This is a genomic window from Bradyrhizobium sp. 14AA (genome assembly GCF_054185205.1).
On sequence record NZ_JAVAYM010000014.1, the window covers coordinates 138,490 to 150,949 of the forward strand.

Genomic DNA, 12,460 nt, shown 5'->3' on the forward strand with positions numbered 1-12,460 from the left:
CAGGTGGCGGGGATTGCGACAGGAGCCGGCGTACTTCGGCTGGAGGAGCTGCCTCCGGATGGAGACGTGCGTGGGTCGAGTGCAGAACGGGGTGAGGCGATACCGAGCCGCACCGAGCCGGCCGGCCAAACGCTCGCGCGGCCGGTCCTCGGACTTGCGAATATTTCGTTGACATTCGGCGGGGTCGCGGCGCTTCGCGATGTCGATCTGCACGTCGCCGAGGGCGAAATCCGGGCGGTGATCGGGCCGAACGGCGCCGGTAAGAGCTCGCTGCTCAACATCGTCAGCGGGGTTTATCGACCCGATCAGGGCGAGGTGTGGTTCGGCGATCGCTCATTTCGCGAAGTGCCGACGTCGAAGCTTGCCGCGCATGGCGTGGCCCGGACGTTTCAGAACCTTGCCCTGTTCAAGGGGCTTTCCGCTTTCGACAATGTGCTGATGGGGCTGGCGCATCGCGTGCGCGCCGGCTTTCTGCGGCAGATCGTCGGCTCACCATTGGCGCGGCGGATCGAGGCAGAGAATCGCGCGGCTGCGGAAGAGGTGATCTCTTTCCTGCACCTCTCCGAGGTTCAAGATCGCATGGCCGGAACGCTGCCTTACGGGCTCCAGAAGCGGGTCGAACTGGCGCGGGCACTGGTTGCCCGACCGAAGCCCTGTTGCTGGACGAGCCATTCGCCGGCGTGACGGTCACGGAGAAACAGGAGTTGTCGCAGCATGTGCGCAACGCCCGCGACAGCTTCGACGCCACCATCGTCCTGATCGAGCACGACATCGGCGTCGTGATGGGGCTGTCCGACCGCGTGGCCGTGCTCGATTACGGACGAAAGATCGCCGACGGCACGCCCGACCAGGTCCGTGCCGACCCAGCAGTGATCGATGCCTATCTCGGCGTCGCGCATGAGGACGATACGGAGCTTGCGATCTGATGTTCGATTATCAATTTCTGATCGAGGTTCTGATTGGCGGCCTGCTTTCGGGGGTGATGTACTCGCTGGTGGCGATCGGGTTCGTGCTGATCTACAAGACCTCCGGCGTGCTCAACTTCGCGCAAGGCGCGATGCTGCTGTTTGCGGCGCTGACCTTCGTTAGCCTGGTCGAGCGAGGTACACCGTTTGCCGCGGCGCTGGCGGCAACGCTGGCGATCATGATCGTGTTAGGCATCGTCATTGAGCGGGCGGTGCTGCGGCCACTGGTCAACCAGCCACCGATTACGTTGTTCATGGCGACGCTCGGACTCTCCTACGTGATCGAGGGCGCTGCGCAGCTTCTGTGGGGCACGCAGGTGCATGGTCTCGACATCGGCATCAGCGACACGCCGTTCGAAGTGGCGGGCGTGCTGATCAGTCAGTTCGACCTGTTTGCGGCGGCCGTCGCGGGCAGCCTGGTTGCGCTGTTTGCGCTGTTCTTTCGCTATACCCGCACCGGGCTGTCGTTTCGTGCCGTAGCCGATGATCAATTTGCCGCCCTTGCGGTGGGCCTGCGGCTGCCGCGGGTGTGGGCCGCGGTCTGGACGGTGGCCGGAATCGTTGCTCTCGTCGGCGGCCTCATGTGGGGCGCACGGCTCGGCGTGCAGTTCTCGCTGTCGCTCGTCGTGTTGAAAGCGCTGCCAGTGCTGGTGCTCGGCGGGTTCGATTCGATCGCCGGTGCAATCGTCGGCGGTCTCCTGGTCGGCGCCATCGAAAAACTGGCAGAGGTCTATGTCGGGCCGTTCTTTGGCGGCGGCATCGAGGCGTGGGCGGCCTATGTCGTGGCACTCGCACTCTTGCTGATCCGGCCATCTGGCCTGTTCGGCCAGAAGCTGGTGGAAAGGGTGTAGGCTATGACCGCTCTTACACCCGCCAGACTGCGCTGGCCTTCGGCCAAGACGCTGTGGATCGGCATCGCGATCTTGGCCGCCTACGGCGTCGTTCCGCTTGCGGGATCGGACTATGTGCTGGATGCCGTGCTCACGCCGTTCCTGGCGCTGGCGCTTGCCGCGGTCGGGCTCAACGTCCTCACCGGCTATGCGGGGCAGGTTTCGCTTGGTTCGGCGGCCTTCCTCGCTGTCGGCGCGTATGCCGCCTACAACCTCCATCTTCGCGTCCCGGCCTTGCCGCTGCTCGTCGATCTGGTGCTGGCCGGCGGCATTGCGGCGGCAATCGGCATCCTTTTCGGGCTGCCGAGCCTGCGGCTGCGTGGCTTCTATCTCGCGGTATCGACGCTCGCCGCGCAATTCTTCGTGCAGTGGGCGCTCACCAAGTTCGGCTGGTTCTCCAACGACAATCCGTCCGGGGTGATCGACGCGGCGGTTCTCAAGATTGGCAGCATCACGTTTACCAGCGCCGCCGAACGCTACGTCTTCTCGCTGACGATCGTGGTCGTCTTGACGCTGTTGACCCTGCGACTTGTACGCTCCCAGTCCGGCCGCAACTTCGTCGCGGTGCGCGACCACGAGATCGCGGCAAAGGTGATCGGCGTGCCGCTGCTGCGCACCAAGCTGCTCGCCTTCGCGACCTCGTCCTTCCTCATCGGCGTCGCCGGCGTGCTCTGGGCGTTTGCGTATTTGCGCACGGTCGAGCCGGCCGGCTTCAATCTCGATCGCTCGTTCCAGATCCTGTTCATCATCATCATCGGCGGCTTGGCCTCGCTGCGCGGCTCTTTCGCCGGCGCGGCCTTCATCGTCGTGTTCCCGCTTTTGCTGTCGCGGATCGGCGCCGCCTTGTTCGGCAGCGTGTTCGATTCCGGTGTGCTGGAGATGAGCCAGCGTATCATCATCGGCGCGCTCATCATTGTGTTTCTGATCGCTGAGCCCCGCGGGTTGATCGCCCTGTGGGACCGTGCCTGGTCCGCCGTTCGGCCCGCGAATCGCCCAGCGATCCCGAGTTGAGATGGACTTCATCAAAAGGAGCTTGCAATGAACATGTTGAGACGTTTGAAGGTGACGGTGGGCGCGGCGCTCGTCGTCGGTCTAACCGGTACGTTGGCGGCGCACGCCGACGAACAGTTTTTCCCGCTCCAGAGCTATCGCGTTGGCCCCTATGCCGCGGGCGGCACCGGGTTCTTCGGGGGCTTCATCGACTATCTCAATCTGGTCAACACCCGGGAATGGTGGCGTCAACGGCGTGAAGCTGACCTGGGATGAAGGCGAGACCCAGTACGAGGTCGAGCGTGGCATCGAAGTCCATGAGCGGCTGAAGAGCCGCCCAGGAATCGCAGCCTGGAATCCGCTGTCGGTCGGCATTGCCTATGCCATGATCGACCGCATCACCAAGGACAAGGTGCCGCTGATCACCATCAATCACGGTCGTACCGATTCGACCGATGGCCGTATATTCCCTTACGTGTTTCCGCTGCTGCTCAATCCCTACAGCGAGACCTCCGGCATCGTGAACTACATTGCCTCAAGGGAGGGCGGTCCGGACCAGCTGAAGGGCAAGAAGATTGCCGTGCTCTATCATGGTTCGCCCTACGGCAAGGAGACGATTCCGATCTACAAGCTGCTGGCGGACAAATACGGGTTTGGCCTCGAGCAGATCGAGGTGCCGCATCCCGGCAATGAGCAGCAATCGCAATGGCTCTCGATCCGTCGGGCGAAGCCGGATTATGTGGTGCTGCGCGGCTGGGGCGTGATGAACCCGGTGGCCCTGAAAACCGCGCAGAAGGTCGGCTTCCCCGCTGACCACATCATCGGCAATGTATGGTCCAATTCCGAGGAGGACGTCATCCCCGCCGGCGATGCGGCCAAGGGTTACATTGCAATCACGACCCAGGCCTCTGGCGCCGAATATCCGGTGCTGCAGGAGGTGATCAAGACCGTCTATGGCGCGAACAAGGGCAATCTCGACGATAAGAAGCGGATCGGCAGTGTCTATCACAACCTTGGGATCGTAAACGGAATCCTCAACGTCGAAGCGGTCCGGATTGCGCAGGCAAAGTTCGGTAAGCGTACCTTGAACGGCGACGAGGTCCGTTGGGGCTTTGAGCACCTGCAACTCGATCCGGCACGGGTGGAGGCGTTGGGCGCCAAGGGCCTGTTCCACTCGATCAACGTCACCTGGGACAATCATGAAGGCGACGGCCGGGTCACCTTCCAGCAGTGGGACGGTAGCAAGTGGAAGGTCGTCTCGGACTGGATCGCGCCGGACTGGGCGTTCCTCCGCCCGATCATCGAGAAATCGTCGACGGCCTATGCGAAGGAGCACGCCATCAAGATCCGTACCTCCGGTGACGATCCGGTGGGCCAGTAGCGTAAACGCGACGCTCAATACCTACGGGAGCAGAGGCTCCCGCAGGTTCAGATCAATGGGTCAGGCATGAGTGACGTTCTGCTTTCAGTCGAGCGATTGGCCGCAACCTACAATCGCGCCATTCGTGCCGTGAATGACGTATCGTTCGCGGTTCGGCCCGGCGAGATCGTTGCCGTGCTCGGCGCAAATGGCGCCGGCAAGTCGACGACGCTGCAGGCAGTCTCGGCGCTGCTGCCGGCGCGGCGGGGCCAGGTGGCCGCCGGACGCATTGTTTTTCAGGGTCGCGACATTGCATCCGCATCGCCTGCGAAGCTGGTCCGCGCCGGAATTGTTCCGGTCCTTGAAGGCCGGCATTGCTTCCCATCGCTAACGGTGGAAGAGAATCTGATCACTGGCGCGATCGGCCGCGACGCAAAATCTCGCGAGATCCGCGCCGGTCTCGACGACATCTACAAGCTCTTTCCGCGGTTGAAGGACCATCGCAAGACAATCTCCGGGCTCACCTCGGGTGGCGAGCAGCAGATGACCGCGATCGGCCGCGCGCTGATGTCGCGGCCGCGATTGCTGGTGCTCGACGAGCCGTCGATGGGGCTCGCGCCACTCGTGGTCGAAGGCATTTTCCATGCGCTGAAGCAGCTCAACCGCGAGCAGGGTCTCTCGATCCTCGTCGCGGAACAGAATTCGACGGTCGCGCTGCGCTTTTCCGATCATGCGGTCGTCCTTGAGAACGGCCGCAGCGTGCTGTCCGGCGCATCCGTCGCGTTGCGCAACCGCGATGACATCAAGGCACTTTACCTCGGCCGGTCACAGCAAACGGATGTCGGCGGGAAACCGCTCATCAGCGCCATTGCTGGACATTGATCAACACAGGGGACAAGGACATGGCCAACGAAAATCTGGCGCGCAAGATCGATCAGGACGTCTATTCCCGGCTGGATGCCGCGATCAATGCGACCGTAAAGGCCAACGCCGATCGTAATGATCTGGAAAGCCGCTTTCCCAGGGAGAATCTAACGGCGTTGGCGGAGGCTGGTTGGACCGGCGTGCTGACCGAGCCGCGGTTTGGCGGACTTGGGCTTGGTCATGTCGATTTTGCGGAAGCCGCTTACCGCATCGGTCAAGCCGACGCGTCGACCGGCCTCGTCTATATCATGCATGTCGGTGCGGCGCAGACCATCAATCTGTTTGGCAGCGATGATCAGAAGGAGCGCTGGCTCAAGACCCGCAATGGCGGCCTGCTTGGCACCTATTCGACCAGTGAACGCGCCACCGGCGGACACTGGTGGTATAATTTGTCTGAGGCCTCGCGTGATGGTGAGGACTATCGGGTCAATGCCGAGAAATCCTTCACAACGAGTTCCGGTCAGGCCGACTTCTATGTGATGCAGACGCGCACGCCCGGCGCCAAGGACCAGGCCGATATCGTCTTCTTCATTGTTGACGGCAAGTCTCCGGGTATAGAAGCGAAGCCTTGGGATGCCCTCGGCGTGCGTGGCAATCACTCGGGCCCCATCCGCTACACGAACGTGCGGGTACCGCGACGGGATCGGCTCGGCGCCGAAGGGCAGGGCAAGGAAATCATCTATAACGGCGTATCACCGGTCTATCTGATCGGGCTCGGCGCGGTCTGGGAGGGGGTGGCCCGCGGCGCCTTGAGCGCGGCGGTCGCGCACACCACGAGCTTCGTGCATAAGGACCGGAACAAGAGTCTCTCGGACTACCAAGCCATTCGTCAGGAGCTCGGTGCGGCCAAGGTGCTAGTCGAGACGCTGCGGCCGTGGCGTCTCGAACTGGCCGCAAGGCTTGACGCGCTGTGGCGTGCTGGCAAGCCACAGAGCGAAATCCTGATCCCGCTGACCGAGTTCAAGGTCCATGCCGCCGAAGTCGCGAACAAAGTCGCTGCGACGGCACTGACAGTGACAGGCGGCTACGGCTATCACCGTGGGCCGATCGAGCGCGCGTTCCGCGACGCGCGCGCAGCCATCGCGATGGGACCCTCGAACATCATTGCCCGGGACTGGATCGGCAAATCGCTGGTCGGCCTGCCCCTCGAGCTGTTCTACGAGGGGGGCGAATAGATCGAAATCCGCGAGCTTGATCTGCCGATCGGCGGAATGAACATCTCGTGCAATGAGCGGGATTTTCAGGGAGAACGCGGTAACCGAATCGGTGATCACCGTCACGCCACCAGCAGATGCACCGACGGCGACCGCTTTCTTGACCTACTCACGGCAGAGGCGCTTCAGCAATTTCATCGGGGCGCGGCGCCTTTGCGAGTCTTCTCTCGTGCTCGCAACCTATCCAAATCGGCAGGACGTCACATTCGGAGTACGCCGTAATGCGGCGAGGTGATTGGGCTGTTGAGCGAGGCACTCAGAACGATTGCAAGCGCGTTTCTGGTATCGATGGGATCAAGGATGCCGTCATCCCATAACTCGGATGTCGCATAGTACGCGCTCGACCGCTCCCGATATTCTTCCAGGATCGGCTGGCGAATGGCTGTCAACTCCTCCGTGGAGAGGTGCCCATCGTGACGGGCCAGCTGTCTTGCCTTGACATGCGTGAGCACGCCCGCTGCCTGCTCGGCGCCCATCGCCGAAATCTGAGACTGCGGCCAGGTGAACACAAAACGCGGATCGAAAGCCCGTCCCGCCATAGCGTAGGTTCCAGCTCCGTGGGAGGCGTTACAGACGATTGTGAATTTTGGCACCGATGCCCCGGAGACAGCCATGATCAGCTTGGCGCCGTCCTTGGTTATGCCACGCCGTTCGTAGTCGCGGCCCACCATAAAGCCGGTCGTATTCTGCAAAAAGAGCAGAGGCGTTCGAGACTTGTCGCACAATTGGATGAAGTGAGCGCCTTTCAGTGCGCTTTCGCTCAAGAGCACACCGTTGTTTGCGAGAATACCAACCTGATAGCCATGCAGACGCGCGAAGCCGCACACAAGAGTCTCGCCATAACGTGACTTATATTCGTGGAACCGGCTGCCATCAACCAGACGGGCAATGATCTCCCGCATGTCGAATTGCGTCCGAGGATCCCTCGGAAGAATACCGTACAGTTCGGATGCACTATAGGCGGGCGGCTCCGGAGCGGCCCGGTTGATCAGGGCTTTTACAGGATCACTGAAGCGAGCGACGATATCTCGGGCAATTGCAATCGCATGCAGCTCCGAACTCGCAAGATAGTCGCTCGTCCCCGATACGCTGGTATGCAAGTGAGCGCCGCCGAGTTCTTCGGCAGAAATCTCTGCGCCGGTGGCAGCTTTGACGACCGGAGGACCGCCCAGAAAGATCGCTCCCGTGCCCTCAACAATGATGTTGTAGTCGCTAAGCGCCGGGACGTATGCGCCGCCGGCGCTGCAATGGCCCATGGCTATACCGACCTGCGGTACTCCCATCTTTGAAAGAATGGACTGATTGCGAAGGATTCGACCCGCATGATAGCGATCGGCAAAGAACTCCGCCTGTAAGGGCAAGAAGCCGCCGGCACAGTCGCACAAATGAACGACCGGCAGGCGATTCTCGATCGCGATGTCCAAGGCCCGCACGATCTTCTTGACCGATAGCGGATACCACGCCCCGCCCTTGACGCTAGCGTCATCTGCGTGGATGACGACCTCTCGACCCGCGACAATGCCGATTCCAGCGACCTGAGCGGCGCCGGGCACCTCGCTATCATAGGCTTTGTTAGCCGCCAGCGTCGAAAGCTCGAGGAACGGGGTTTCTGGGTCAAGCAAAGCCTCGATCCGATCACGCACAAACAGCTTGTTTTGCCGCTTGAGACGCTCAAGATCCCGTACCGGACGCGCGAAGCGGGCGGCATGCTGGCGCTCCTCCAATTCTTTTGCAAGTCGCCTGTTATGAACTTCGTTGAGCCGATAGTCTTCCGAATTGACATCCACCAGAGACGAGAGCTGCTGCATTTCAGGTCCGCTCCTCTAGGAGCGTAACCAGTACAGCATCCTGTTCAAAGCTCTCGCCCTCCTTGAAGTGAATTCGCTCGACAGTGCCATCTTGCGGCGAACGTATGACGGTCTCCAACTTCATGCTCTCGATCGTCATCAGGGCCGTCCCGGCAAAAACGGCCTGACCAGGCGAAACTCGGGCGACAATGACGACGCCCGGCATTGGCGCGCGAGCGACGGCTTGGCTTATCTCCTGCTTCGACGTGGCAAGCGTTCGCAATGGGTCGCGGTAATGCAAACTGCGCGTTTCGCCACTCATGTGCACGTGAATGGTTTCGCCATCAATGGCGAACCTGACGGGCTGGCTTTCACTCGCAATAACAACAACACCGCAGCCGTCACCGCGATGGGAGAACGCGACGGGGGCAATCACCCTGTCATGCAAGCAGAGACGGTAGTCCTCTCGGCATCGTGACAGCCATAGCTGATATTCGACGCCATCGACCTCAAAAGAGTGATTCACGTTAGTTTCTCCAACTGCCCAGCGCCGTGTGAAGGTCAGACACGGCATCTGCCGATTCGCGGACCGGTCCGGTCAGGAGGGCGCCTGCTACCAGGAAGGCCGATAAGTCGGCCCGGGGGTCGCCTGCGGCGATATGCGGATGTTCCTCAAGATAACCCGTGTGAATGTGTCCATGCAGAAATCCGTCGTCCGCGAGGATTCGGGCAAGGAAGCTTCCGTTGGTTACGCAACCGAGAAGCACCAAGTCCCGCATCGCGCGATGCGCCTTTTGCGCAGTCTCGATACGGGATGGGGAATGCACGATGATCTTGGCGAGCAGGGGGTCGAATGCTGTCGTGATCTTCTGACCTTGCGAAAGGCCACTGTCGATACGTATACCGTCGCCGTTGGGATATTCGAGCACAAGGACCTTACCTGTTGTTGGAGCGTATCCGCGCTCCGGCGCTTCGGCACACAACCTGGCTTCGATCGCATGTCCGCTCGGCACAATGTCGGACTGCGCCAATCTCAGTGGGCGGCGCGCGGCGATGTGGATCTGTTCGGCAACAAGATCGACGCCGGTGATCATCTCGGTCACGGGATGCTCAACTTGCAAACGCGTATTCATTTCCAGAAAATGGAACTCTTCTCCGTCAAGGATGAATTCGACAGTGCCTGCACTGCGATAGTTGGCTGCCCGGGCGATGCCGACGGCGGCATCGCAGATCCGTTGACGCAACCCCGACGACAGCCCCGGCGCGGGCGCCTCTTCGATGACCTTCTGAAACCGACGCTGGATCGAGCACTCCCGCTCGAACAGGTGAATAATGTTTCCGAAGGCATCGCCAAGCACCTGGACTTCGATATGGCGAGGGCGTTCGATATATCGTTCGACATAAAGCCGCCCATCTCCGAAGTAGCGCTGCGCCTCGCTGCGCGCCTGCGCAATTGCGTCCTCCAGGAGGCCGATCTCGCGCACAATCTGCATGCCCTTGCCGCCACCGGCCGCGGAAGGCTTTACGACCAAAGGGGGGCCCAAGGCTCGGGCTCTGCGCACAAAGGTCCTTGGATCATCTTCCTCGATGGCGCAAGGAGCGACTGGAAACCCGTGCCGCTGTACGAAGTTCCGAGCCCGGATTTTGTCGCCCATCAGTTCGATGCTTTCGGGAGCAGGTCCGATGAACGTGATGCCGGCACTCGTAACGGCCCTGGCGAACTCCGCGTTCTCCGACAGAAATCCATAACCTGGATGCAGTGCACCAGCGTTCGCTTTTCGGGCGGCGGCGATAATCTGCGGGATGTCGAGATAGGCCGCAATCGGCGTGCGTCCTCCGATCGCGATGGCTGCATCCGCCATAGAGACGGCAAGCGTCCGGGCATCAATGTCGTGGTAGACGATCACAGAACGAAGCCCCAGCTTGCGAAGGGTCTTGATGATACGAACGGCGATCTCCCCCCTATTGGCGATCAGTACCGTATCAAAAGGCAGTTCGTGCATGTCCGTACCTTCCGCTGCTTGGTGTGCCCGACGACAGACGTTGCGCCTGGACGCGACGATCGTCCTGTCAGCCCGGCGTCACGTGTCACAATCGTTGATCGGATCGGTCTAAGGCGGCGGCACGCACACATGTCGCGGCACGAACACGATCAAGCGAAACCAGCTGTCGCGCATACCTCATCTCGGGCCGCCATTGCCTGTGGCAGCATCCCGAACTGAGATGATTTGGCGACATTGCACGCTCAAGCGGTGGATATTGGCTTTGAGACAGGCCGCGACGGCGTCCTCATCAGGTATGTGGGCGCCGCAGAGGCGAAACGCATCCGGTGTGCACGCCTGTCGCGCCTCCGCTGGGACCGGCCGATCTCGCGCACCTGCACTTCCGCAGCACAAAGCTGTCGTCATCGCAACGCCAAAAAGAACAATCGTAGAGCGATGCGCTCTGGGGCGCGACGACCCGGTGGTTCGCTGCTTGTGGTTCAATGGCTATCCTCTGTCGGTGTGATCTACGATATTGTTCATGCTGTTGGAAACGACACCAGCGCGTAAGAGACGCCGACGACGCTCTCAGCTGCACGAGCGGTTGGCGTGCTTCCGATGTTGCGTCCTCGCATCGGAAATCGTCCGATGGGCGAGCTTGCGTTCAAGCCCCGCCGCGATGCGAGAATGCCGCGCTCCGATTTCAGGTGCCCGGTTCACCCGAGCGGCCGCTGGACCGGCGGTCCGCGCGTGGTGACCCCTTGGCCGTGTGGGAAGTGCACGGGCATCAGAACGGAGTGTCGCGATGCAGGTTCGAGAGTCTGTGAGGTTCACTATTCTCATCATACGCCAGGAAGTGACCGACGGTCGGACGTGGTCCGACGCCTTACCCGTATGATGATACAAACTCACGTTACGTGCGATTCAAGCCCCTTGAGAGCCGCTCGCGAGAATAGGTCGAGACCGTCACGCTGCCAGAAGGGTCTGTGCCGAACAAAGTACCTGCCCAATGCTCGAGGCGGTCCGCATTTGCCGTTGCCGCGAGCTCATGGGATATGTAGAGCGAGAGCGCCCTTGCAGGCGCCGGGCGAATGAAGGCGTCTTGGGGCGCGCCATACGCCTCAATGGCAAAATGCTGCCTGGGAATCACAGCGAGGCCTGGACAGGGCGCAGGCCAATCTCCTCGCGCTGCTCGATGCGCGCCTATCGCCTGGACCCGGTACCACCGTGCATGGCGGAAACGCTTGTCGCAGCCGCGCAGTCAAGCCTCATCATGCTCCACCTCGAAAGGACGGGAGCATGATCCACTTCGGTGTGCCGTTCCGGGGCGCACGCGCGGCTATCTTCGAAAACGCGAACCTCTCACGGCTCGAGTGCGATCTGCAAGCCCTCGTCACCTCCAACGTGAACGTAACGCGGCCCGATTGGCCGACCTCGACCGCTGGCGACGGTGACAATGTCTTCCAGGGGAGCGGCGCGTGCATCCGATTCAGGGCGGGACAAGATCAGATCGGCGTGGAACAGACCTTCCGATTCCAGTCCGGTCGCATCGATGCCAAGAGCCGCCAACGTGGCCAAAGTCCTTTCAAATTCCTCAGCATCGCGAAATCGACGTTGAATAAATGTCGCGCCAGCAAGACGTTCCGTCACAAGACCACGCTTCGCGAACGTCGCAGCCAAGGAATCAAAAGGAAACATCCGCAGCACGAAAGAGATGATCCATGGACGTTTCTCTGTCGCATCGAGAATTTTGCTGAACGTTTTCTCGGTGACGTAGCCGATGCAGCCCGTTGACATGATGACATCGATGGAGCGGAGAATACGCGCGCTTTCGGTCGAAAGCGGTTCCTTTTCAAGGTCGGCGACAACACCTTGCTCAAGGAGGCCAACGCCGGTTGCATAGCTGACGGCCGGTGCCGATACATCGAGACCGATAAACCGCGCAAGTCCAACGTCAGGCCAAGCCGAATAAAAATTGCGATCGAGGCGCACCAGTGTCTCGGAACTGATCGCCCTGATCTCGCGCCGGGCATAGCGGTGACGCAAGCCGCCGAAGGTCAGTGGAAACCGATGCACCGCCGCGTTGATGCCGTATGAACAGCCGACATCAAGCACGATCGGCTTAACGCTGGTTGCCAAAGCTTTCGCTGCCAGAATCTGACGCACGACCGGCTCAGCCACATCCGGGATCATGTAATCCAGGCCTCCCAGGACGGAGAAATACGCTCTTGGATCATCCGAAGCATAGATGTCATCGAAGATAGCTTTATCCTGATTGATACGCGAAAAATCTGTTCGCAACCCCACGTCTCCACAGTTCAATTTGCACGTAAGCCCGAGGCTCTTGC

At 60.9% G+C, this 12,460-nt stretch carries 8 protein-coding genes and 2 pseudogenes; 6 read left to right on the forward strand and 4 right to left on the reverse strand.

What is annotated here, in order from left to right; all coding sequences use genetic code 11:
• The first annotated feature begins 99 nt into the window (after positions 1-99).
• The 6 genes and pseudogenes from RAD15_RS24595 to RAD15_RS24620 all read left to right on the forward strand — a co-directional run bounded on the left by RAD15_RS24595 (position 100) and on the right by RAD15_RS24620 (position 6,304).
• A pseudogene (locus RAD15_RS24595) lies at positions 100-926 on the forward strand (ABC transporter ATP-binding protein).
• Positions 926-1,816, forward strand: coding sequence for a branched-chain amino acid ABC transporter permease (locus RAD15_RS24600; RefSeq protein WP_458180775.1), 891 nt, complete (start codon positions 926-928; stop codon positions 1,814-1,816). The pseudogene RAD15_RS24595 and the gene RAD15_RS24600 overlap by 1 nt, the downstream one beginning before the upstream one ends.
• 3 nt (positions 1,817-1,819) lie before the next feature.
• Positions 1,820-2,866 carry a branched-chain amino acid ABC transporter permease gene (locus RAD15_RS24605; RefSeq protein ID WP_458180777.1) on the forward strand — a complete coding sequence of 349 codons (1,047 nt, stop codon included), beginning with the start codon at positions 1,820-1,822 and terminating at the stop codon, positions 2,864-2,866.
• A 27-nt stretch (positions 2,867-2,893) separates the two neighbouring features.
• Positions 2,894-4,226: pseudogene (locus tag RAD15_RS24610) on the forward strand (ABC transporter substrate-binding protein).
• A 66-nt stretch (positions 4,227-4,292) separates the two neighbouring features.
• Complete coding sequence (locus RAD15_RS24615) at positions 4,293-5,087, forward strand: ABC transporter ATP-binding protein (protein WP_458180778.1); 795 nt, start codon at positions 4,293-4,295, stop codon at positions 5,085-5,087.
• A gap of 20 nt (positions 5,088-5,107) precedes the next feature.
• Positions 5,108-6,304 carry an acyl-CoA dehydrogenase family protein gene (locus RAD15_RS24620; RefSeq protein ID WP_458180779.1) on the forward strand — a complete coding sequence of 399 codons (1,197 nt, stop codon included), beginning with the start codon at positions 5,108-5,110 and terminating at the stop codon, positions 6,302-6,304.
• 239 nt (positions 6,305-6,543) lie between these two features.
• Here the strand turns inward: RAD15_RS24620 and RAD15_RS24625 are convergent, their stop codons facing one another.
• The 4 genes from RAD15_RS24625 to RAD15_RS24640 form a co-directional block, all read right to left on the reverse strand.
• The gene (locus tag RAD15_RS24625; protein ID WP_458180780.1) at positions 6,544-8,151 is read right to left on the reverse strand and encodes an acyl-CoA carboxylase subunit beta; all 1,608 of its coding nucleotides are present in this window, start codon (positions 8,149-8,151) and stop codon (positions 6,544-6,546) included.
• 1 nt (position 8,152) lies between these two features.
• Positions 8,153-8,656, reverse strand: coding sequence for an acetyl-CoA carboxylase biotin carboxyl carrier protein subunit (locus tag RAD15_RS24630; RefSeq protein ID WP_458180781.1), 504 nt, complete (start codon positions 8,654-8,656; stop codon positions 8,153-8,155).
• A 1-nt stretch (position 8,657) separates the two neighbouring features.
• Positions 8,658-10,133 (reverse strand): acetyl-CoA carboxylase biotin carboxylase subunit, encoded by a 1,476-nt coding sequence (locus tag RAD15_RS24635; protein WP_458180782.1) that lies wholly within the window; start codon positions 10,131-10,133, stop codon positions 8,658-8,660.
• A 1,341-nt stretch (positions 10,134-11,474) separates the two neighbouring features.
• Positions 11,475-12,413, reverse strand: coding sequence for a class I SAM-dependent methyltransferase (locus RAD15_RS24640; RefSeq protein ID WP_458180783.1), 939 nt, complete (start codon positions 12,411-12,413; stop codon positions 11,475-11,477).
• Positions 12,414-12,460 lie beyond the last annotated feature (47 nt).

Coding starts and splice junctions, on each gene's coding strand:
- RAD15_RS24635 (WP_458180782.1), bottom strand. CDS start 10,133: ATGCACGAACTGCCTTTTGATACGGTACTGATCGCCAATAGGGGGGAG.
- RAD15_RS24600 (WP_458180775.1), top strand. CDS start 926: ATGTTCGATTATCAATTTCTGATCGAGGTTCTGATTGGCGGCCTGCTT.
- RAD15_RS24620 (WP_458180779.1), top strand. CDS start 5,108: ATGGCCAACGAAAATCTGGCGCGCAAGATCGATCAGGACGTCTATTCC.
- RAD15_RS24615 (WP_458180778.1), top strand. CDS start 4,293: ATGAGTGACGTTCTGCTTTCAGTCGAGCGATTGGCCGCAACCTACAAT.
- RAD15_RS24625 (WP_458180780.1), bottom strand. CDS start 8,151: ATGCAGCAGCTCTCGTCTCTGGTGGATGTCAATTCGGAAGACTATCGG.
- RAD15_RS24605 (WP_458180777.1), top strand. CDS start 1,820: ATGACCGCTCTTACACCCGCCAGACTGCGCTGGCCTTCGGCCAAGACG.